This window comes from Bradyrhizobium sp. USDA 372 (assembly GCF_053629095.1).
The window spans coordinates 663,846-685,060 of the sequence record NZ_JBRJHR010000001.1; the positions used below are offsets into that span (position 1 = coordinate 663,846).

Below are 21,215 nucleotides of genomic sequence, written 5' to 3' on the forward strand. Positions count from 1 at the left end.
AACGAATGTTAGAGCTCAGTTTGGCGCTGCGGTCTGATCCATTGTAGAATATGGTGGGTTGGTGGGCCGTGGTGCGGCATGGTGCACGAGCGGGTCCGAGTCGAGCGTAGATTATCGGCGATCTTGGCCGCCGACGTGGCTGGCTATTCTCGGCTCATGCATAATGACGAAGAGGCGACCCACGCCAAGCTGACAGCACTCTTCGCCGGAGGTGTTGAGCCCGCAATTGCGGAGCACGGCGGCCGCATCGTGAAGAACACCGGCGACGGGTTTTTGGCGGAGTTTCCAAGTGCGGTCGAAGCGGTGCGGGCTGCCATGCAATTCCAGTCCCGCATCAACGAACTTACCAGCGACGATGCAGAGGACAGGCGCATTCTCTTCCGTGTGGGGCTCAATATCGGCGACATCATCGTCGAATCCCATGACATCTTTGGGGACGGCGTCAACATCGCGGCACGGCTCGAGAGCATCGCCGAACCCGGCGGCATCTGCATCTCTCAGACGGTCTTCAATCACGCGCGCGACAAGGTGTCTTTCGACGTCGAGGAAGCGGGCGAGAAAACTCTCAAGAACATCGCCCGGCCCGTCCACGTTTACCGCATCATCATCGACCCAGGCCCGCGGACCGCAACGCTCAAACGCGGGGTTCCGGCGCTCGCGTTGCCCGACAAACCCTCTGTCGCCGTGCTGCCGCTGACCAATATGAGCGGCGACCCCGAACAGGAATTCGTTTCCGACGGTATTGCCGAAGATGTGATCACGGCGCTATCGCGCTATCCCTCGTTGTTCGTCATCGCTCGGAACTCGTCGTTCACTTACAAAGGGCGAGCGGTTGATGTGAGACAGGTCGGGCGCGAGCTTGGCGTCCGCTACGTGCTCGAAGGTAGTGTGCGCAAGGCCGGCAGCCGGATCCGCGTGACCGCGCAGCTCATAGAGGCGGCGACCAGCAATCATGTCTGGGCCGAGCGCTACGACCGCGACCTCGCTGATGTTTTCGCCGTGCAGGATGAGCTTACCGAAGCGGTGACGACTGCGATCGCCCCCGCCATTGCGGACGCCGAACTCCGACGCGCCATGCGCAGGCCGCCGGGGAGCCTTGATGCCTGGGCAGCCTATCAGCGCGGCCTGTGGCATCTGAGCAAAGCGACCGCAGACGACGATGAGATCGCGGAGAACTTCTTCAGACAGGCGATCGATCTCGACCCGACCTTCGGCGGCAGCTACAGCGCGCTCGGTCTCTACCAGCTGCAAGCGGCCGCGCTTTACCAGAAGATGGAACTGCGGGACGCGCAACGCTCGGCGGAGGCCTTGGCCCGCCGGGCGGTCGCGCTGGATGGCGCCGATGCGGAGGCCCGTTCGTGCCTTGGCTGGGCCTTGCAAGCCCGCGGCGAGGCTGAAGATGCGTTGGCGGAGATCGAGCGAGCTCTCTCCATGAGTCCAAATCTCGCGATCGCGCATGGCCATCGAGGCGCGACATTGATCTTTGCCGGCCGGCCCAAGGAGGGGGTCATGGCTCTCAACGCGTGTATCAGGCTCGATCCCCGCGACCCCTATCTGGCAGTCCGCTTGTTGCACATTGCATGCGGTTTATATTTCTGCGGCGAATACGAGGCTTCGATTGAGGCAGCAAAACGTCTGATCCGGTCGTATCCCGATTTTCCGATGATCTACCGCTGGACCGCGGCGGCGCTGGGCCAGCTTGGCCGCGTAGCGGAAGCGAAGGAAGAACTGGAAAAGGCCATCTCGCGTGCACCGGGAGCATTCGACATGTATGTCCGCAACAGAGCTCCGTGGTTTCGGCCAGAAGACCACGCGCATCTCGTCGACGGTCTGCGTAAGGCCGGCTGGAGGCAATGTGAGAACAAGGGACGATGAATGTCGCCTCGGGGTCACGAGCGCTAGTCTGGACCTGAGCCGACGACTTCCGGTTCAGCCCTGTCTCCGGACGTGCCCCATGCCGCGCAAACCGTCGCGAACGGCCACAAACCGAACCCAAGTCGATAACATGCGGCCACCGCTTTCACGACAGTAATCTATTCATAACTGGGGCAGGCGCCCGGCAGGGGACGAACAATTGCGACATGGGGCCAACCGAGACTCGTCACTTAATCGTGTTGGCGCGAGTGCTGTACGTCATCCGACCTTCGGCGTCGGCTGGAAGGCGACTCCGCAACCGCGCCTTGACTATTTCGATGCTGTCCGCTGACAGCAGCAGGCCTAAGCAGCGTCGAGATTAGGTTCTCACACAGCCTGGGCCCTGCCAACTTGGTGGCGTGAATTTGTGATGTTCGCTATTCCGGCTGTCACGACCACAGGAATTTTAGCTGTCCTTTGACGAGCGAACGCCCCAAAACTCCAATTGCAATGGCGTTCGCTGCCTCTTACCCTTGTCAAGAAAACAACCGGGGAGGATACACCATGGAAATCCAGGCCTTCGGTTATCTCGGCGTCGGCGCGTCGAACCTCGATGATTGGGCCGCATTCGCCGCATCAAACATTGGCATGCAGGCGGTGGACCGCGCCAGCTCGATGCGTGCCTTCCGTATGGACGACCGCAAACAGCGCCTGTTCATCGACCGAACCATTGAGCCGGGCGCTCAGGTCTTCGGCTGGGAAGTCGCCAATGCCGCGACTCTCGACTCACTCGCTGCCCGCCTCGAAACCGCTGGCGTCGCCGTGAAGCGCGAACCCGCAGGGCTGGCGGACCAGCGCTGTGTGACGGAGCTGATCTCCTTTGCCGATCCCGCCGGCAATCGTTTGGAAGCTTTCCACGGCGCCCAGGTAGCTGACACAGTCTTTAAGCCTGGCCGCGACGTCTCCGGCTTCCGTACGGGCCCACTAGGCATGGGCCACACCCTTCTGACATTCCCAGACATCGATGTCGCCCTGGCCTTCTACAAAGACCTGCTGGGGTTTCGCATTAGCGACTTCATGGTTGCCCCGCTGAAGGCTTACTTCATGCATGTCAACGCACGCCACCACAGCGTGGCTCTCGTGGCCGCGCCAGTGCGCAGCATGCATCACCTGCTTGTCGAGTATTATCTGCTCGACGACGTCGGTCAGGGGTATGACCTGCTACAGGGTACCCCGGAGAAAATTGTCGCCACTCTCGGCCGCCACCCGAATGATCTCATGACGTCGTATTACATGCGCACTCCGTCAGAGATCTACGTGGAGTGCGGCTGGGGCGGCAAGGACGTCGACGACACAACGCCGCCGGTGGAGATGACCAGTGTCGGTAGCTTCTGGGGCCACAAGGGCCTATTTGAAGATATTGGCGCGCCTCCCTCGGCCGCGCCGGAGATCGGTCCACGTCGCGCCCCTGTTCAGGTAATGGAAGGCAACTACGAACGCATGGCGGGCACCTGTCCGTGGTGGGATGCGATACGCGGGAAGACCCGCTAATTTCGTGCCCGGTGTTGAAAGCATTGCGGACCTCGATGTCTCAGTCGGTCAAAATGCGAAGAACTCAGGTCAGCAAATCTGGTCCGCTCTGGGTCAACGAGCGGACTACCGACCGCCAAGGCGCAACTTCGCCGATGGGCCACAAGGACATTCGAAAGGATGAGTGTCTCTAGCTGATGCGGCGTTACTCGTGAAGCTACGCCGATCTGACCGTCCTTTCGCCAAACAATTATGGCAGCGCATAGCTGCCGCGCCGAGCGGACCTTCGACAGACGCGACGCAACTTCGAAGATGCGCCCGAAGCTATCGTCAACTACTGGACTTTACTTCTGCAATCGCTTCAAGCAATCGCTCCGCTTCCGCGACGCTCTCCAGCTGCGCCGCCGTCCGGAGATAAGTGCGAGCGATGATGGTCAGTGTTTGGCGACGGGCCGCCGTCACCGCGAGTTCAGCCAGTTGTTCTGCCTCGGCAGCCTTGTCGCGGTATCGCTTTGCTTCGGCAATGCATTGATCCGATCGTCCTGCCGAAGCAAGTTCGCCGGTTATTAGGCATACACGACCCCGGCCTTCGGAGGTGGTAATTGCGCTGCTAGCAAGTGAGGTCGAAAGCAAGGCTGTGATCTTCGGAGGTGTTACGGAAGCGAACCTGCCGCAGGAACTTAAAAACTCGCGCCGATCGTCTTCTTCTGGAGAGGACATTGCGGCTCCTATGATTTTTTTGAAATATTTATTGGTCGATTAGAGAGTTAAGCAGCTCAATCAAGAAATGTAACTATATCCCATGTCGTATCGGAGACCCGCCGCCGCGGGCATTGAAATTTTGACGAGGTCCGGTGCGAGTCATAAGCGGTGGTCGAAATGAGCACGGCGGCGCGTCCGGTTTCCCCCGGACAGCGGCCAACAGTGGGCATGCTAAATTTCTTCGACGACCTTGGCATCGAATTGCCTACCGCCACAGCAAACCGTTATCACGTCGCCCATGACGGCCGCAGCACCTGGGAAATAGTTTGCATCCCGACCAAGTTCTTTCGGTCACGATCTCCCCTGATTTGAGGAGAATTCGCTTGACCCAATATGGCAACTGGCAGTCCTCGCTTACGGCATCTATTGAGAGACCGAACAGACGAACACGCAAGATCAGCTTCGGGTCACGCCCCGGTCGAGACTAACCCCGTCCGTCCCGCAATCTCCTCGCTCCGCCAGCATCGCACCGCATGCCCATCGGGTCGCGTCTCCAGCGTTGGCCCTGGCTCGCTCCGGCACACCGCCTCCGCGTAGCGGCAGCGCGGGCTGAAGGCGCAGCCGTTCGGCGGGTTGAGCGGATTTGGCAGGTCGCCGCCCGTCGTTGCCAGCGGGGCGTGGCGCAGCGGATCGGGGATGGCCGCGATCAGGGCCTGCGTGTAGGGGTGCGCGGGACGTTCGAAGATCTCGCGCCAATGGCCGTTCTCGACGATGCGGCCGAGATACATCACGGCGACGCGGTCGCTCATGTGCTCGACAACGCCGAGGTCGTGGCTGATCATGATGTAGGACAGGCCGAGCGTGTCCTTCAGCTCCAGCAGCAGATTGATGATCTGGGCGCGGATCGAGACGTCGAGCGCCGAGACCGGCTCGTCACAGATGACGATTTTGGGATTGAGGATCAGGGCGCGCGCGATGCCGATGCGTTGGCGCTGGCCGCCGGAGAATTCATGCGGATAGCGGTCGGCCTGCTCGGGGCGCAGGCCGACATGCCGCAGCATGGTCGCAACGCGGTCCGCGATCTCGCTTTTCGCGGTCACGCCGTGCACGCGCAGAGGATCCTCGAGCGTGCGGCGAACGGTCTGGCGCGGATTGAGCGAGGCGTAGGGATCCTGGAATACGATCTGCACGATGCGGGCGAGCGCTTTCCGGTCGCCGGATTGCCGGTTCGTGACGACCTGCCCGTCCAGCACGATGCGGCCGCGCGTCGGCGCCAGCAGGCCCAGGATCGACAATGCGACCGTCGACTTGCCCGAGCCGGATTCGCCGACGAGGCCGAGGCATTCGCCGCGCTTCAGCCTGAGGTCGACGCCGTCGACGGCGCGGAGCAGCCGACGGCCGCGGCCCAGCAGGCCGCCCCCGAGCGGGAAATGAACGGCGAGATCCTCCACGCTGAGGATCACATCGTCATCCACTCTCCCCCGCGGTTCATGCATGGTGGTGACACCGGACGAAACCGCCCGCCTCCAGCCCATCCGTCTGCGGCGCGGTGGTTCGGCAAATTTCCGTCGCCTGCGCGCAACGCGGATTGAACCGGCAGCCATCCGGGAAACGCGTGATCGCCGGCACGACGCCCGCGATCTCCTTCAGGCGGCTGCGGCCGAGCGCAGCGCGGCTGCCAAGCCGCGGCAGCGAGTCGACCAGGCCCTGCGTATAGGGATGGGACGGCGCGCGGAAGATGTCGGCGGAGCCGCGCTCCTCGACGATGCGGCCGGCATACATGACGGCGACGCGGCGGCAGACATTGGCGACGAGGCCGAGATCGTGGCTGATCATCAGGATCGCCGTGCCGCGCTCGGCGCACAGATTGCGCATCAGCTCGATGATCTCCGCCTGCACAGTGACGTCGAGCGCGGTGGTCGGCTCGTCGGCGATCAGCAGGTCCGGACCGCAGGCGAGCGCAATCGCGATCATCACGCGCTGGCGCATCCCGCCGGACAGCTGGTGCGGATAGTCCTTGACGCGCCGCTCCGGCGCGGGGACGCGGACGCTCGCGAGCGCCTCGACCGCCAGCTGGTTGGCCTCCCGCCAACTCTTGCCCTTGTGCAGCACGAACATCTCGGCGATCTGCCGTCCCACCGGCGAGACCGGATTCAGCGCCGTCATCGGCTCCTGGAAGATCATGGCGATGCGATCGCCGCGCAGCTGCCGTTGCCTCGCCGCGGACAGATGCTGGATTTCCCGTCCCTCGAACCGGATGACGCCGCCGCCGATCGACAAGGGCGGCCGCAGCAGGCCGATCAAGGCAAGCGCGGTAATGCTCTTGCCGCAGCCGGACTCGCCGACGAGGCCGAACGTCTCGCCGCGGTCGATGCGGAATGAAATGCCTTCGGCCGCGGCAACGCGCCTCGACCCGTCATCGAGATCGATGCGGAGATTCTCGACCTCGAGCAGCGGGCTGCCTGTCATGTGCGCCGGCTCCGCGATTGCGGATCGAGGATGTCGCGCAGGCCATCGCCGAGCAGATTGAGACCGAGCACGGTCAGGAAGATCGCAAGGCCGGGGAAAATCGAAAGCCACGGCGCCGTCGTGATCTGCTCCCGGGCTTCCGACAGCATGCTGCCCCAGCTCGGAAACGGCGGGCGGACGCCAAGGCCGAGGAACGACAAGGCCGCTTCGGACAGGACAGCGCTGCCCATGCCCAGCGTGCCGATGACGACGATCGGCCCCAGCATGTTCGGCAACAGCTGCGTGATCATGATGCGCACATCACCGTAGCCGAGCACGGTGGCCGCCTGCACATAGCCCTGGCTCCGCAGCGACAGCGCCGAAGCCCGCGCGAGGCGGCAGGTGAACGACCAGTTGGTCAGCCCGAGCGCGATCAGGAGGCTGGTCAGGCCGGGACCGAGCACCGCCATGATGGCGAGCGCGAAAATCAGCGAGGGGATCGCGAGCATGAGATTGGTCAGGCCGTTGACGAAATCGTCCCACCAGCCGCCGAAATAGCCGGCGCTGAGGCCGAGCGCCACGCCGATGACGCTGTTGATCAGCTGGGAGACGATGCCGACCGTCAGCGAGACGCGCGCGCCGTAGAGGACGCGGGAATAGATGTCGCGGCCCTGCGCGTCGGTGCCGAACCACCAGGTCCAGCTCGGGGGCTCCTCCGCATTCATGAGGTTGGCGTCCATGACCGGATCGGTGTGTGCTAGCCACGGCGCGAGCAGGCCGACGACGATCGCCAGCGCGAACAACGCTCCCCCGATGACGAGATTGGCACGGAGCTTCATGCGTATCTGATCCTGGGATCGATCACGCCGTAGAGCACGTCGATCAGGAGATTGATCGCGAGAAAGAACAGCACCACGACGAGGATGGAGCCCTGGACGGCGGGAATGTCGCGCTGCAGCACGCTGTCGACCAGCAGCGAGCCGATGCCCGGCCAGGAGAACAATTTCTCGACCACGACCGCCTGCCCCATCAGCGCGCCGAATTGCAGGCCCATGGTCGTGAGGATAAGCACCAGCGCGTTGCGCATCACGTGCCACTTCACGACCCTGGTCTCGCTCATGCCCTTCGAGCGCGCGGTACGGACGAAGTCGGCGGTCATGATCTCGAGCACCGCGGCGCGCGTCGTCCGCGCCAGCAACGCCATCGGCGAGACGCCGAGGGCGAGTGCCGGCAGGACCAGATACTTCAATCCCCCATCACCATAGCCGAAGCTCGGCAGCCAGCCGAGCTTGAGCGCGAACAGATACATCAGCATCAGTCCGAGCCAGAACTTGGCGATCGAAAGGCCCGACACCGCGACGATCATTGCGAGCGTATCGACGAGGCCGCCGGGCCGCAGAGCCGCGACGAAGCCGAGGGGAACGCCGACCACTACCGCAAACGCCATGGATGCGAAGATCAGCTGCAGCGTCGGCCATGCCCGCTTGGCGATCATGGTCGTGACAGGCTCGCGCGTCCGGAACGAGGTTCCGAAATCGCCGGTCGCGAGCTGGGCGATGTAAGTGCCGAAACGCATATAGACGGGCTGATCGAGACCGAGCTGCTTCTTCAGGCGCAGCTCGACCTGCGGATCGCTGTCGTCGCTCATGGTCGAGACGATGCTGCCGGGAACGACGCTGAACAGCACGAACACCAGCAGCACGACGGCGAGCACGGTCGGAATGGTCTGCAGAAGGCGGCGGATCAGGAACGCGAGCATCTCAACTTTTCCCCGCTCCCTCCCCCGCCCGTCGCGGCGGAGGGAGCGCGCGGGTCACTTCGCGGGCGAGGTCTCGTCGACCCAGAGGTCCTCGACGTTCTGGTGGGTCAGCTCCGTCGCGTTCAGCTGAATGCCCTTCAGCCACGGCTGCACCGCCATGACCGCCTTGTTGTAGTTGAAGAACCAGACCGGCGCCTCCTCGTAGAGCAGCGCATTGGCCTTCTGCAGCAGCTGGACGCGCTTTGCGGGATCGTCGGCCTGGCCGGCCTCGTCGAGGATCTTGTCGAGTTCGGCATTCTTGAAGGTCGTGTAGTTACAGGCCGACTGCGGCGTCGCCGAATGGAAGCATTTCAGCGCGGCTTGCGGATCCGGGCCGCTTGCCTGGGAATAGATGAAAGCCTGGTAGTCGCCGGTGCGAACCACCTCCGCCAGCACCGCGGTCTCGACCTGCTTGACCTTGGCCTTGATGCCGACCTTGTCCAGCATCGGGATGACGGCCGAGACGATCGGCAGGCCCCAGCTCTCATTCTGGCTGGTGGTCCATTCGAACTCGAAGCCGGATGCGTAGCCGGCCTCTGTGAGCAGCTGCTTGGCCTTGGCGGGATCGTAGGGGTAAGGCTTCATCGCCTTGTCGTAGCCCGGCGCGGTCAGCGGCAGCCAGCTGGTGGCGCGATAGGCCTTGCCCTTGACCAGCTTGTTGATGATCAAATCAGTGTCGATCGCGTAGTTGATCGCTTGCCGGACGCGCTTGTCGGCGAACGGCTTGAAATTGGGGTTCATGCCCATATAGCGCGTAAAGACCTCGGCGACCTCGACGATGGTGCCCTTGAGGTCGGCGTCGGACTGGTAGGCGACGTATTGCGCAGGTCCCAGTACCGAGGTGTCGATCTCCTTGTTGCGGAAGGCGACGTCGCGCGCCGCGGCCTCGCCCATGACCGACACGACGATCTTGTCGGCATAGGGCTTGCCGGGCTTGTAGAACCTGTCCCAGCGCTCCAGGACGATGCGCGATCCCGGCACGTGCTCGACGAACTTGAAGGGCCCGAGACCGATCGGCTTCTGGATGAAGCTTTCCTTGGCCGCCTCGTCGGCGGGATAGATCGAGGTCAGCGCGGTGAAGAAATAGAAGCCGGGGTCCACCTTCTCGGTCAGCTTCATCTCGATGGTGAAGTCGTCGATCTTCTTCAGGCCGGAGATCTCCTTGGCCTGTCCCTTCTCCACTGCGGCCGCGCCCTCGATGACACGGACGTAACGCGCGCCGGGATAGGCTTTGCTGCCGTCCATGATGCGGTTGTAGGACCAGATGACGTCGTCGGCCGTCATCTTGCGGCCGCTGTGGAAATAGGCGTCGTCGCGCAGCTTGAAGGTGTGAACGAGGCCTCCGCCCGACACCACGTCCTCCTTGGCGAGCTCCAGCACCGGCTTTCCTTCCGCCGAATTCCAGATGTAGAGCGAGCGGTGCAGGGCCTTGGCGTAGATCTCGTCCTGGGCGCGCTGCGTGGTGTGAATGTCGAGGCTGGTGAAGCTCGAGCCGTAGGGCGCCGTCATGCGGATGGTTCCGCCCTTGCGCGGCGTCTGCGCCTCCGCAGTGGCAGTGAGCGCCAGTCCCAAACCGGCAACGATCGCGATGGTCTTGAACATCATGTGTCCCCCGGCAACGCAGGCGTATTCCGACACCAGATTTGATCACTCGTCGGCTACCGAAGGCAAGCTTCGTTTTGACGGCAAAAGATGCCGGTTCCTGAGGCAGTCCTGGGCGGGGGTATTGACGCGGTGCGTCATCGGGCGACCAGGTTCGATGAACATTTTTCGTGATCAACGCGACCAAGCTCAGGATCGCCATCTCAGACCCGAGGACCGTGGAAAAAATGAATCGCCGAATGCTGGGTGCACTGCTCGCCGGCAGTCTGGTCGTCGCGACGGCCGCGATGGCGATCCCCGTTACGCCTGACCCGGCCCGGGACGGCGCCACCGGCACGGTCCAGGCCGGCTGGTCCCATATCTCGCGGTGGAACGAGGACGTTTCCGATGTCTGGTGGACGATGAGGGACGGTTGCTCTCCGGACTATCTCGGTGAGCGGCTGCTCTGCGACGCCATCAGGAGGCTGGCGCAGTCGGCAATTCGGACCTTTGAGAGCAAAATGTCCGCAGACGTGGGCCTGCCGCTGCCCAGCGGCTGGGCTCTCATGACCGCGAACAACTCGCCCTTCATCCGGTCGGCTCATGTCGAGATGCCGCTCGATCTTAAGACCGTGCTCACCTTCTATCGCGCCGCCCTCGCCGAAAGCGGATGGACGGAGGCCGAGGGCGCGGTGATCGAGGCCGACAGGGCCGTGATTGCCTTCACCACTTCGGATGGGCCGGCCTCGCTCCGACTGATCCAACAGGACGGCAAGACGATTGCGGACCTGTCGCAGCGCAAGCGCCGTGTCGCGGCATCAGGGTTCTTGCCAAAGCCGGAGCACGGACGGCTGATGCTCGGCAACAGAACGGACGACGCGGCCGTCGTCACCGTCAACGACCGGATCGTCAAGCTGGCCGCGCACGCCGGAGAGAGCCTGGCGGACTCGGACAAGGCAGCCGGCGAGCTGCTTGACAACCAAAGGCTCGATCTGTCGCCAGGAACGTACAAGATCACCCTGACGGTGAACGGCAAAGAGACACGCAGCAGGGCATTCGAGGTCACGGCCAACGAGACCTGGGGTCTGCTGGTCGAGGAGCATGGCGTGCTGCTGCCGGTGCATCTATATTAGAGTTCGACTAGGTCTTCAGCCTGACAAGTCCGGCATCCAGTCGCGCAATTTTCGCGCGGCGCCGGTGACGTCGGCAATGGTCCGGAATGTCCCCGTCTCCACCATCATCGCCCGCGCCAGCCGCACCGCACGCGCTTCGCTGACAGCGCGCGTCTTCGCATTTTCGATCAGCTCGAAGTCGATGTTGTGGGCGAGGCCCAAGATGCGGCGGATGGTCTTTGCGGCGGTGAAGCCGACGGTGTCGGTGAACAGGCGCTGCATATAGGCCTGTCGCTCGGTCTCCAGCCGCGCGGCGCCCTTCTCGCCGGGAAACAGCGAGACCGGATAGGCGTCACCGGCCGCGCCGGCGCGCCAGAGGTCGAGGAATTTTCGGGCAAACTGGTTCCAGACCTGCTCGACCGTCGCCAGCACCCAGGCCTCGAATGCCGCCCGTTCGCCCGGCGCGCGCTCGTGGCCGGCGGAGGCGAAATAGGCCATCAGGAGATTGGCCAGCACGGCGCCGACGTCGAAGCCCATGGGACCGTAGAATGCGAATTCCGGATCGATCACCCGGGTCTGGCTGTCCGTGACCATGATCGAGCCGGTGTGGAGGTCGCCATGGATCAGCGCTTCCGGGCTCGCCATAAACTTCAGCTTCAGCCGGGAGACGGCGACGTGCAGGTCCAAATCGTCGCGCAAGCTCGCGGCGAGGCCGTCGAGATAGGGCGCGGTCCAGCGGTTCTGCTCGGCGATGCGGTAGGGATCGGTGAAGATCAAATCCTCGGTGATCTTGCAAAGCGCGTGGTTGCCGGCAAAGGCGGCGATGGCCTCCTTCTTCTCGGCCGCCGTGAGCGCGAGGTCGGAAGTAAAGAACAGCGTCCGCGCCATGAAGGTCGTGATGTCGTCCACGAAACGCGGATAGCGCGTTCCCGCGACCAGCCCCTTGCGCATGATGATGTGGGGCTCGAGCAGCTCCATCGCGGTCAGCGCCAGACCGTCGTTGTGATGCAGCACGGCCGGGACAAGGCCGGGCGCGAGCTGGGCCTGGCGGGACAGCGCGAGATATTCGTAATGGGCGCGCGACAGCGGCAGCGGCCAGCTCTCCCCGACGAGGCGGACATAAGGCAGCGCCTGCTTCGCGGCGATGCCGCCGCGCGCGCCCTTGACGGTGAAGACGAGGTTGAGGTTGCCGTCACCGACTTCGGTGATCGCCCACGAGGCCGGCTCGCCGCCGAGCAGCTCCTTCAGGTCCGGCAGGCCCGCGAGATAGGCCCGCAAGTCGGCCTCATGCAGAATCCGGTAGTCCCCCTGCCCCTGCGCCATGACGATCCACCCCATCTCTGTGGGCCGGACCGTTACTCCCGCTCCAGGAAGCTCGAGCCGATCTCGGCCTTTCTTTTGGTGGGATCGTAATCACAATAGACGCTGTCCGCCACCAGCGTGTAGCTGGCGCTGACAGTGTATTTGTCCAGCTTGACCGAGTTCAGGCCGATCACCGAGGTGCTCTTGCCGCCGTTCCATTTGAACGGCGTCGAGCTCTTGGCCTGCTCGCAGGCCAAGACGGCTTCGTTGAAGACGTAGCCCTCGACGAAGGCCTTCAGCGTGCGGGCCTGAACGGCGATCTTCCACTCGATATAGCCGATGGCACCGAGACCGGCGACGATCAGCACCAGAAGCGCAATGACGATACGCTGAAAAGTCATTCATTTCCCCCGAACAATCGAACAAGCGCAAAATTTCAAGCGAGAGCGCGCGCACGCCTCGTCCTTCGAGACGACCGCTTCGCGGTCTCCTCAGGATGAGGCTAACGGACATTGGTGCCCGTTGAAACTGCTGCCGCGCACTCTGCCCTCATCCTGAGGAGCCCGCCAAAGCGGGCGTCTCGAAGGATGTGCCGCACTAAGAACCTAGAACGGCATTCCCATCATTTTGGACAGGCGCTCGATCGAGAGATAGCCGGCGTGATAGGCCGCGATGCCGACGCCGTAGATCACCGCCGAGATGATCGTGGTCCAGATCAGCTTGCGGCCCATCCGCGTCAGGATCGGCGCGCCGGGGTCGGTGCCGGGGGCGCCGACGCCGTCCTCGTGCTGGCTGCGCACGCCGAACGGCAGCGTCAGGAACAGCGCGACCCACCAGATGACGAAGTAGATCGCGATCGCGGTCGAGATCTGGATGGCCATGGGACGGCCTTATGCCTGCTCGATCTCGACCAGGGCGCCGGAAAAATCCTTGGGGTGCAGGAACAGCACCGGCTTGCCGTGGGCACCGATCTTGGGCACGCCGTCGCCGAGCACCCTTGCGCCCTCCTTCACCAGCGTGTCGCGCGAGGCGATGATGTCGACGACCTCGTAGCAGACGTGATGGATGCCGCCGTCCGGGTTACGTTCGACGAATTTTGCGATCGGCGAAGCCTCGCCGAGCGGCTCGATGAACTCGATCTTGGTGTTGGGCAGGGTCGCGAACACGGTGATGACGCCGTGCTCGGGCAGCGGCACGGCCTCCGAGATCTGGGCGCCGAACGCGGTGCCGTAGATCTTCGCGGCCTTGACGGCGTCCTTGGTCGCGATCGCGACATGGTTGAGCCGACCCAGCATGTTTCCTCTCCCTCAGAGCGTGATCCGGAGACCACGCCTAATCTACACCGTCAGGACATGTACCAGACAGGGGGGCTTTTTGCCCCAATGTTCGTTGATCACGGCCCGGACAGCGCGTCGCACCGACTCGGCCAGAGCGTCCGGATCGCGGCGGCGCGCCCTCGGCAGGCCTTCGATGGTCGACATCACGGCATCAAAGACGATGTCGTCGAAGGTCTCGCCGGCCCTGTTCTTCTCGGGGATGCCGACCAGATCGACCTCGGGTTCGTCGACCAGCTCCCCCTGGGCGGTCATGGCGATGGCGACGAAGGCGCAGCCGGAGAACGCCATGCGCCGGCGCTCGATCACGGCGCGCGACTTGGAATCCTCCAGGATCGTGCCGTCCTTGTAGAGACGGCCCGATGGCACCTCGCCGACGATGCCGGGATCGCCGGGTCCGAGCTTGACGAGGTCGCCGTTGCGGCAGACCAGCACGCGCGGCACGCCGGCGGCGCGGGCGAGCTTGGCGTGCTCGTGCAGATGCAGGGCCTCGCCGTGGACGGGGATCAGGAGCTGCGGCTTCACCCAGGAGATCAAATCGCGCAGCTCGTCGCGGCGGGGATGGCCGGAGACGTGGACCAGCGCATCGCGGTCGGTGATGACCTCGACGCCCTGCAGCACCAGATTGTTGATGATCGAGCCGACCGCCTTCTCGTTGCCGGGAATGGTCCGCGAGGAGAAGATGACGCTGTCGCCGCGGTTCAGCGTGATCTCGGGATGGTCGTCATTGGCGATGCGGGCCAGCGCGGCGCGCGGCTCGCCCTGGCTTCCCGTGCACAGCGCCAGCACCTTGTCCTGCGGCAGGTGGCCGTAGACCTCGGGCGAGCGGAAGTTCTGCACGCCGTCGAGATAGCCGGTCTCGCGCGCGACCTGCACCACGCGCTCCATGGCCCGGCCGACCACGACCACCTCGCGGTCGGCGGCTTTCGCCGCGTCGGCCACCGCTTTGACGCGGGCGACGTTGGAGGCGAACGTCGTCACCGCGACGCGGCCCTTGGCGGATTTCACGAGGTCGATGATGGTTCTGGCGACCTCGGCCTCCGAGGGCGAACGGCCGTCGCGCACCGCATTGGTGGAATCGCCGATCAAAGCGAGCACGCCCTGCTCGCCCAATTCGCGCAGCCGCTTCTCGTCGGTCGGGGCTCCCAGCGTCGGGGTCGGGTCGATCTTCCAGTCGCCGGTGTGCAGCACGATGCCGGCGTCGGTGTGGATCGCGAGCGCATGCGCTTCCGGAATCGAATGCGCGACGGGAATGAACTCGACGTTGAACGGCCCGATATCGACGCGGCCGCCCGACGGCACCACAGTGACCGGAATCTCGGGCGCATTGCGCTCGGCGGCGCATTTGGCCTCGAACAGCGCGGCGCTGAACCTGGTGGCGTAGATCGGGCATTTCAGCTTCGGCCAGAGGTCGATGATGGCGCCGAAATGGTCCTCATGGGCGTGCGTCAGAACCAGGCCCATCAGGTTCTTGCGCTCCTTCTCCAGGAAGGAGATGTCGGGCATGATCAGGTCGATGCCCGGCAGATGCTCCTCGTCGCCGAAGGAGACGCCGAGATCGACCGCGAGCCAGGCGCGCTGGTGACGGTTGCCGAGGCCGTAGATCGACAGGTTCATGCCGATCTCGCCGACGCCGCCGAGCGGCGCAAACACCAATTCGTCGGGCCTTGCCATCACGCAGCTCCCACCGAGGCGACGGGGCCGAAGAACACCTCGCCCGCCGCCACCGGCACAAGGCGGCCCTCCGCGGTGCGGACGATCAGGCAGCCGGTGTCGTCGATGGTGTCAAAAACACCTTCCAGCGTCGTGGTTCCCGTGTGGATCGCAACCTTCTCGCCGAGGCCGGCGGCGCGCTCCAGCCAGAGCTTGCGGATCTCGGCAAAGCCGCGGCCATTGTCCCAGATGCCGCGAAACTCGACCCAGGCGTCGGAGAGGGCCGCGAACAGCTCCTCGGCGCTGATCTGGACGCCGAGGCCCGCCAGCGACACGGCGGGCGTCGGGGTGCCCTCGGGCGCGGCGACCACATTGGTGCCGATGCCGACGACGACGGCGAGGCCGCTACCGACGGCCTCGGCCTCGAGGCCAATGCCGACCAGCTTCTTGCCGCCGGCGAGCACGTCATTCGGCCATTTCAGCGCGTAGCGGGGCCGGCCTTCGCCGAGACGGAGCGCCGCCTCGAGGCTCACCTTCTGCAGGGCGGCCTCCTCGGCCAGCCCTGCGGCAAAGCCGAGCGTGGCGGCGACGGCCGGGGCGACGTCCATGACTTCGAGGATGCTGGCGGCGAGATTGCCGCGCGGCGCGATCCAGGCGCGCTGGCGCCGGCCGCGGCCGGCGGTCTGCTCGGAGGTCACGAACCACATCGGGCCGCGTTCGCCGGCGCGGGCGTGCTCGATCGCCTCGGTGTTGGTCGAGCGGGTCCGCTCGAACGCCGCGAGCTTGTAGCCCGCGGCCGATGCGCGAGGACCGAGCGCGAAGGCCATCCTAGAACAGCGACTTTGCCGCGGCGGAGGCGACGCTCACCACGGGCCCCGCGAACAGGGCAAACAGCAGGTTGAACAGACCCGCGACCGCCAGCACCGTCCGCACCTCGATGCGCACCGGATCGACCTGGCCGGCCGGCTCGTCGAAATACATCGTCTTGACGATGGCGAGATAATAGTAGGCGCCGACGACGCTGGTCAGCACGCCGATCACGGCAAGCGTGAACAGGTTCGCCTTGATCGCGGCGACGAAGACGTACCATTTGGCGAAGAAGCCGGCGAGCGGGGGGATGCCGGCGAGCGAGAACAGCAGCATCGCGAACATGAAGGCGAGCAGCGGATTGGTGCGCGACAGGCCGGCGAAATCGCTGATCTGCTCGACGGCCTGGCCGTTGCGCTTCATGGCGAGGATGATGGAGAACGAGCCGAGCGTCATCGCGACATAGATCACGATGTACATCAAGACGCCCTGCGCGCCCTCAACCGTGCCAGAGGCGAGGCCGACCAGGGCGAAGCCCATGTGGCCGATCGAGGAATAGGCCATCAGGCGCTTGATGTTGCTCTGGCCGATCGCGGCAAAGGAGCCGAGGGCCATCGAGGCGATCGACACGAACACCAGGATCTGCTGCCACTGCGAGACGATGCCGGGGAATGCGGTCAGCGTGACACGGGTGAACACGGCGAGCGCGGCGACCTTCGGCGCCGAGGCGAAGAAGGCGGTGACCGGCGTCGGCGCGCCCTCGTAGACATCAGGCGTCCACATATGGAACGGCACGGCCGAAACCTTGAAGCAGAGGCCGACGAGCAGGAAGACGAGGCCGAACACCAGGCCGACATTCGAGACCGTCGCGGCCGCGGCGATGCCGGTGAAGCTCACGGTGCCGGTAAAGCCATAGACCAGCGATGCCCCGTACAGCAGCATGCCCGAGGACAGCGCGCCGAGCACGAAGTACTTCAGGCCGGCCTCGGTCGACTTGGCGTTGTCGCGGTTCGAAGCCGCAACGACATAGAGCGCCAGCGACATCAGTTCGAGACCGAGATAGAGCGAGATCAAGTCGCCGGCCGAGATCAGCACCATCATGCCGAGCGTCGAGAGCAGCACGAGGATGGCGTATTCGAAGATGCGGCGCGACGGGTCGGACAGGAACTCGGTCGACAGGATCAGCGTCACGGCCGAGCCGATCAGGGCCAGGATCTTCATGAAGCGGGCGAAGTCGTCGACGATGAAGCTGCCGCCGAACGTCACCTGCTTGCCCGCGGGCTGCATGTAGACGAGCGCACCCACCACGATCAGGAGCACCACCGCCAGCGACGTGACGGTCCTGGTCGTCTCCTGCCCGCGATAGGCCCCGAGCATCAGAAGCGCCATGGCGCCGACCGCGAGCACGAGCTCGGGCAGCACCGGCGCCAGTTGATAACCTGCAGTCGAAAAGCTCATGGCGATATCCTGACCTGCCCGATCACTGGAGCAGTGCGGCGGCCTTCACGGCCGTCACGGCGGTATTGTAATTGTCGACGAGTTGCTGGACCGAGGCGGCCGACATATCGAGCACCGGCTTCGGCCAGACGCCGAACAGGATCGTCAGCGCGATCATCGGAAACAGCGTCAGGCACTCCCGGAAGGTGAGATCCTTCATGCTCGCCAGCGACGGCTTGACCAGCGCCCCGAACACGACCTTGCGATAGAGCCACAGCGCGTAGCCTGCCGAGAGGATCACGCCGAAGGTGGCGAAGAACGCCGTCGGGATCGAGACCTTGAAGGTGCCGAGCAGCGTCATGAACTCGCCGACGAAGCCGCTCGTGCCAGGCAGACCGACATTGGCCATGGTGAAGATCATGAAGGTCATCGCGTAGAGCGGCATCCGGTTGACGAGGCCGCCGTAGGCCGCGATCTCGCGGGTGTGCAGGCGGTCGTAGACGACGCCGACGCAGAGGAACAGCGCGCCGGAGACGATGCCGTGCGAGATCATCTGGAACACGCCGCCGGCAACGCCCTGCATGGTGCCGGCGAAGATGCCCATGGTGACGAAGCCCATATGCGCGACCGAGGAGTACGCGATCAGCTTCTTCATGTCCTCCTGCATCAACGCCACCAGCGAGGTGTAGATGATGGCGATGGCCGACAGCGTGAAGATCAGCGGCGCGAAGTCGTGCGAGGCCAGCGGGAACATCGGCAGCGAGAAGCGGAGGAAGCCGTAGCCGCCCATCTTCAGCAGGATCGCGGCGAGGACCACCGAGCCCGCGGTCGGCGCCTCGACGTGGGCGTCGGGAAGCCAGGTGTGCACCGGCCACATCGGCATCTTCACCGCGAACGAGGCGAAGAAGGCCAGCCACGCCCAGGTCTGCAACGACCGCGGCACGGCGGTGTGCATCAGGGTCGGGATGTCGGTGGTGCCGCCGTTCCAGTACAGCGCCATGATGGCGAGCAGCATCAGGACCGAGCCGAGCAGCGTGTAGAGGAAGAACTTGAACGAGGCATAGACCCGGCGCGGACCGCCCCAGACGCCGATGATCAGGAACATCGGGATCAGGCCGCCCTCGAAGAACAGGTAGAACAGCACGAGATCGAGCGCCGAGAAGGTGCCGATCATCAGCGTTTCCAGGATCAGGAACGCCATCATGTATTCGCGGACGCGACTCGTGATCGCCTTCCAGCTCGCGATGATGCAGAACGGCATCACGGCGGTGGTCAGGATCACCAGCGGCAGCGAGATGCCGTCGACGCCCATGTGGTAGGTGATGCCGGTGGCGAGCCAGTTCGCCTTCTCGACGAACTGGAAGTCGGGATTGGCGGGGTCGAAGCGCATGACCAGGATCACCGACACCGCGAAGGTGATCAGCGTGGTCCAGAGCGCGATCCAGCGCGAATTGCGCCGCGCCGCCTCGTCATCACCGCGGCTCAAATAGACGATCAGCGCGCCGACCAGCGGCAGGAACGTCGTGACCGAAAGAATGGGCCAGGTTGTCATTTACTGGCCTCCAAAGCCGAACATGAACCAGGTGATCAGGCCGGCGGCGCCGATCAGCATGGCGAATGCGTAGTGATAGAGATAGCCGGTCTGGATTTTCACGACGTTGCGGGTGACGTCCAGCACGCGGGCGGAGACGCCGTCGGGACCGAAGCCGTCGATGATGAAGCCGTCGCCCTTCTTCCAGAGCTGGTAGCCTATCCACTTCGCCGGACGGACGAAGATGAGGTCATAGAGCTCGTCGAAGTACCATTTGTTGAGCAGGAACTGGTACAGCATCGGCTGCTCTTGAGCCAGCCGAACCGGGATGTAGGGCCGCCGGATGTAGAACAGGTACGAGACGAGGAAGCCCAGCACCATCATCACCGTCGGCAGGAAGGCGATGGTCTGCGGGATGTGGTGCATCTCCTCGATGATGTGCGGGTTCATCTTCACGGACTCGCGGAAGAATTCCTCGACGCCGTGGCCGGCGAACAGCTCCTTGAATGGCAGGCCCGCGACGAACGAGCCGACCGCGAGCACGCCGATCGGGATCAGGATCCAGAGCGGAGCCTCATGCGCGGCCTCGTAATGATGCTCGTCATGCGGCTCGCCGTGGAAGGTCTTGAAGATCAGGCGCCAGGAGTAGAACGAGGTCAGGCCGGCGGCGATCACCGTCATCAGGAAGCCGTACACCCCGAACGGATTGTGCGAGGCGTAGGCGGACTCGATGATCGCGTCCTTGGAGAAATAGCCGGCGGTGAGCGGGAAGCCGGTCAGCGCCAGCGTGCCGACCACCATCACCGCATAGGTGTAGGGGATCTTCTTCCAGAGGCCGCCCATGTTGCGGATGTCCTGCTCGTGGTGCATCGCGTAGATCACCGAGCCGGAGCCCAGGAACAGCAGCGCCTTGAAGAAGGCGTGGGTGAACAGGTGGAACATGCCGACCGAATAGGCCCCCGCCCCCATCGCCACGAACATGTAGCCGAGCTGCGAACAGGTCGAGTAGGCGACGATGCGCTTGATGTCGTTCTGGACGAGACCGATCGTGGCGGCGAAGAACGCGGTGGTCGCGCCGAAGAACATCACGACGGCCTGGGCGGTCGGCGCGAGCTCGAACAGCGGCGACAGGCGCGCCACCATGAAGACGCCGGCGGTGACCATGGTCGCGGCGTGGATCAGCGCCGACACCGGGGTTGGACCTTCCATCGCGTCCGGCAACCAGGTGTGCAGCAGGAACTGCGCCGACTTGCCCATCGCGCCCATGAACAGCAACAGGCAGGTCAGGGTCAGGGCGTCGGCGTGCCAGCCGAGGAAGTTGATGGTCTTGCCGGTGAGGCCGGGCGCGGCGTGGAAGATGGTCTCGAAATCGGTCGAGCCGACCAGCATGAAGATCGCGAAAATGCCGAGGGCAAAGCCGAAGTCGCCGACGCGGTTGACCACGAAGGCCTTGATGGCGGCGGCGTTCGCCGAGGGCTTCTGGTACCAGAAGCCGATCAGCAGGTAGCTGGCCAGACCCACGCCTTCCCAGCCGAAGAACAGCTGCACCAGATTGTCCGCGGTCACCAGCATCAGCATGGCGAAGGTGAACAGCGAGAGATAGCCGAAGAAGCGCGGCCGGTACGGGTCCTCGTCCATGTAGCCGATGGAATAGAGGTGCACGAGCGAGGACACGGTCGTCACCACCACCAGCATCACGGCGCTGAGCGTGTCGACGCGCAGCGTCCACCAGACCTGGAGGTCGCCGGAGAAGATGAAAGGCAGCAGCTGGATCCGGTAGTCGTGATGCATGAAGCCGACATCGACCAGCGTCATCCAGGACAGCGCGGCCGAGACGAACAGCAGCCCGGTGGTGATCAGCTCGGCAGCGCGCGAGCCCGCCGCAGGCGGCTCGGTCGGTCCGTGGCCGTGATCGTCGTGGCCGTCGCCGGGCTCGTGATGGGTCTCGTGGATGACGGAGGCGTCCTCGTTGATCGTGGCGGACGCATGAGCGTGCGCGTGACCATGGTCGCCGTGATGCTCGACCTCGTCGCCCGAGGGGTTGCGGGCATGCGCGCCCACAAGCGCGATCAGGCCGGCCAGAATGGCGCCCAGCAGAGGCAGGAAAACGATCGCCTGAACCATTT

At 64.3% G+C, this 21,215-nt stretch carries 18 protein-coding genes; 3 read left to right on the forward strand and 15 right to left on the reverse strand.

All coding sequences use genetic code 11. The features are described 5' to 3' along the window. Nucleotides 1-78 precede the first annotated feature (78 nt). Both AB7M16_RS03160 and AB7M16_RS03165 read left to right on the forward strand, forming a co-directional pair. Nucleotides 79-1,875 carry an adenylate/guanylate cyclase domain-containing protein gene (locus AB7M16_RS03160; RefSeq protein ID WP_453943108.1) on the forward strand — a complete coding sequence of 599 codons (1,797 nt, stop codon included), beginning with the start codon at nucleotides 79-81 and terminating at the stop codon, nucleotides 1,873-1,875. Nucleotides 1,876-2,418: 543 nt separating this feature from the next. Further along, the gene (locus AB7M16_RS03165) at nucleotides 2,419-3,405 is read left to right on the forward strand and encodes a VOC family protein (RefSeq protein WP_453943109.1); all 987 of its coding nucleotides are present in this window, start codon (nucleotides 2,419-2,421) and stop codon (nucleotides 3,403-3,405) included. 309 nt (nucleotides 3,406-3,714) lie between these two features. Here the strand turns inward: AB7M16_RS03165 and AB7M16_RS03170 are convergent, their stop codons facing one another. From AB7M16_RS03170 to AB7M16_RS03195, 6 genes are all read right to left on the reverse strand, one after another. Then, complete coding sequence (locus AB7M16_RS03170) at nucleotides 3,715-4,104, reverse strand: hypothetical protein (RefSeq protein ID WP_172782856.1); 390 nt, start codon at nucleotides 4,102-4,104, stop codon at nucleotides 3,715-3,717. Between the two features lie 449 nt (nucleotides 4,105-4,553). Beyond that, complete coding sequence (locus AB7M16_RS03175) at nucleotides 4,554-5,582, reverse strand: ABC transporter ATP-binding protein (RefSeq protein ID WP_453943110.1); 1,029 nt, start codon at nucleotides 5,580-5,582, stop codon at nucleotides 4,554-4,556. Next, entirely contained in the window at nucleotides 5,575-6,555 is a 981-nt protein-coding gene (locus AB7M16_RS03180) for an ABC transporter ATP-binding protein (RefSeq protein ID WP_453943111.1), read from the reverse strand. Before AB7M16_RS03180 ends, AB7M16_RS03175 begins: the two co-directional genes overlap by 8 nt. Beyond that, nucleotides 6,552-7,373: an ABC transporter permease gene (locus tag AB7M16_RS03185; RefSeq protein ID WP_172783543.1), complete on the reverse strand. Its 822-nt coding sequence runs from the start codon at nucleotides 7,371-7,373 to the stop codon at nucleotides 6,552-6,554. Before AB7M16_RS03185 ends, AB7M16_RS03180 begins: the two co-directional genes overlap by 4 nt. Beyond that, entirely contained in the window at nucleotides 7,370-8,293 is a 924-nt protein-coding gene (locus tag AB7M16_RS03190; RefSeq protein WP_172783542.1) for an ABC transporter permease, read from the reverse strand. The genes AB7M16_RS03185 and AB7M16_RS03190 overlap by 4 nt, the downstream gene beginning before the upstream one ends. 54 nt (nucleotides 8,294-8,347) lie before the next feature. Beyond that, on the reverse strand, nucleotides 8,348-9,937 hold the full coding sequence (locus AB7M16_RS03195; protein WP_453943112.1) for an ABC transporter substrate-binding protein: 1,590 nt from the start codon (nucleotides 9,935-9,937) through the stop codon (nucleotides 8,348-8,350). Nucleotides 9,938-10,104: 167 nt separating this feature from the next. Between AB7M16_RS03195 and AB7M16_RS03200 the strand changes: the two genes are divergently transcribed. Further along, complete coding sequence (locus AB7M16_RS03200) at nucleotides 10,105-11,046, forward strand: hypothetical protein (protein ID WP_453943113.1); 942 nt, start codon at nucleotides 10,105-10,107, stop codon at nucleotides 11,044-11,046. Nucleotides 11,047-11,061: 15 nt separating this feature from the next. Here the strand turns inward: AB7M16_RS03200 and mtnK are convergent, their stop codons facing one another. The 9 genes from mtnK to nuoL form a co-directional block, all read right to left on the reverse strand. Beyond that, nucleotides 11,062-12,348 carry an S-methyl-5-thioribose kinase gene (gene mtnK / locus AB7M16_RS03205; protein WP_453943114.1) on the reverse strand — a complete coding sequence of 429 codons (1,287 nt, stop codon included), beginning with the start codon at nucleotides 12,346-12,348 and terminating at the stop codon, nucleotides 11,062-11,064. A 32-nt stretch (nucleotides 12,349-12,380) separates the two neighbouring features. Further along, the gene (locus AB7M16_RS03210) at nucleotides 12,381-12,728 is read right to left on the reverse strand and encodes a hypothetical protein (protein WP_453943115.1); all 348 of its coding nucleotides are present in this window, start codon (nucleotides 12,726-12,728) and stop codon (nucleotides 12,381-12,383) included. Nucleotides 12,729-12,932: 204 nt separating this feature from the next. Continuing rightward, a complete protein-coding gene (locus AB7M16_RS03215) occupies nucleotides 12,933-13,208 on the reverse strand; it encodes a DUF1467 family protein (protein ID WP_439367188.1) in 276 nt (91 codons plus the stop codon). Between the two features lie 9 nt (nucleotides 13,209-13,217). Beyond that, complete coding sequence (gene mce, locus AB7M16_RS03220) at nucleotides 13,218-13,622, reverse strand: methylmalonyl-CoA epimerase (RefSeq protein ID WP_097662509.1); 405 nt, start codon at nucleotides 13,620-13,622, stop codon at nucleotides 13,218-13,220. A gap of 42 nt (nucleotides 13,623-13,664) precedes the next feature. After that, nucleotides 13,665-15,335, reverse strand: a complete 1,671-nt coding sequence (locus AB7M16_RS03225; RefSeq protein WP_260379346.1) for a ribonuclease J — start codon at nucleotides 15,333-15,335, stop codon at nucleotides 13,665-13,667. Further along, nucleotides 15,335-16,141 (reverse strand): biotin--[acetyl-CoA-carboxylase] ligase, encoded by an 807-nt coding sequence (locus tag AB7M16_RS03230; RefSeq protein WP_453943116.1) that lies wholly within the window; start codon nucleotides 16,139-16,141, stop codon nucleotides 15,335-15,337. The genes AB7M16_RS03225 and AB7M16_RS03230 overlap by 1 nt, the downstream gene beginning before the upstream one ends. Before the next feature lies 1 nt (nucleotide 16,142). After that, nucleotides 16,143-17,579, reverse strand: a complete 1,437-nt coding sequence (gene nuoN / locus AB7M16_RS03235) for an NADH-quinone oxidoreductase subunit NuoN (RefSeq protein WP_172783535.1) — start codon at nucleotides 17,577-17,579, stop codon at nucleotides 16,143-16,145. Between the two features lie 22 nt (nucleotides 17,580-17,601). After that, the gene (locus AB7M16_RS03240) at nucleotides 17,602-19,110 is read right to left on the reverse strand and encodes an NADH-quinone oxidoreductase subunit M (protein ID WP_453943117.1); all 1,509 of its coding nucleotides are present in this window, start codon (nucleotides 19,108-19,110) and stop codon (nucleotides 17,602-17,604) included. Beyond that, entirely contained in the window at nucleotides 19,111-21,213 is a 2,103-nt protein-coding gene (nuoL, locus tag AB7M16_RS03245) for an NADH-quinone oxidoreductase subunit L (protein ID WP_453943118.1), read from the reverse strand. Nucleotides 21,214-21,215: the final 2 nt, after the last annotated feature.

Bases quoted from the DNA above. Each gene is read 5' to 3' on its own strand.
- AB7M16_RS03160 (WP_453943108.1), top strand. From the start codon at position 79: ATGGTGCACGAGCGGGTCCGAGTCGAGCGTAGATTATCGGCGATCTTG.
- AB7M16_RS03165 (WP_453943109.1), top strand. From the start codon at position 2,419: ATGGAAATCCAGGCCTTCGGTTATCTCGGCGTCGGCGCGTCGAACCTC.
- AB7M16_RS03170 (WP_172782856.1), bottom strand. From the start codon at position 4,104: ATGTCCTCTCCAGAAGAAGACGATCGGCGCGAGTTTTTAAGTTCCTGC.
- AB7M16_RS03175 (WP_453943110.1), bottom strand. From the start codon at position 5,582: ATGCATGAACCGCGGGGGAGAGTGGATGACGATGTGATCCTCAGCGTG.
- AB7M16_RS03180 (WP_453943111.1), bottom strand. From the start codon at position 6,555: ATGACAGGCAGCCCGCTGCTCGAGGTCGAGAATCTCCGCATCGATCTC.
- AB7M16_RS03185 (WP_172783543.1), bottom strand. From the start codon at position 7,373: ATGAAGCTCCGTGCCAATCTCGTCATCGGGGGAGCGTTGTTCGCGCTG.
- AB7M16_RS03190 (WP_172783542.1), bottom strand. From the start codon at position 8,293: ATGCTCGCGTTCCTGATCCGCCGCCTTCTGCAGACCATTCCGACCGTG.
- AB7M16_RS03195 (WP_453943112.1), bottom strand. From the start codon at position 9,937: ATGATGTTCAAGACCATCGCGATCGTTGCCGGTTTGGGACTGGCGCTC.
- mtnK (WP_453943114.1), bottom strand. From the start codon at position 12,348: ATGGCGCAGGGGCAGGGGGACTACCGGATTCTGCATGAGGCCGACTTG.
- AB7M16_RS03210 (WP_453943115.1), bottom strand. From the start codon at position 12,728: ATGACTTTTCAGCGTATCGTCATTGCGCTTCTGGTGCTGATCGTCGCC.
- AB7M16_RS03215 (WP_439367188.1), bottom strand. From the start codon at position 13,208: ATGGCCATCCAGATCTCGACCGCGATCGCGATCTACTTCGTCATCTGG.
- mce (WP_097662509.1), bottom strand. From the start codon at position 13,622: ATGCTGGGTCGGCTCAACCATGTCGCGATCGCGACCAAGGACGCCGTC.
- AB7M16_RS03225 (WP_260379346.1), bottom strand. From the start codon at position 15,335: ATGGCAAGGCCCGACGAATTGGTGTTTGCGCCGCTCGGCGGCGTCGGC.
- AB7M16_RS03230 (WP_453943116.1), bottom strand. From the start codon at position 16,141: ATGGCCTTCGCGCTCGGTCCTCGCGCATCGGCCGCGGGCTACAAGCTC.
- nuoN (WP_172783535.1), bottom strand. From the start codon at position 17,579: ATGAGCTTTTCGACTGCAGGTTATCAACTGGCGCCGGTGCTGCCCGAG.
- AB7M16_RS03240 (WP_453943117.1), bottom strand. From the start codon at position 19,110: ATGACAACCTGGCCCATTCTTTCGGTCACGACGTTCCTGCCGCTGGTC.
- nuoL (WP_453943118.1), bottom strand. From the start codon at position 21,213: ATGGTTCAGGCGATCGTTTTCCTGCCTCTGCTGGGCGCCATTCTGGCC.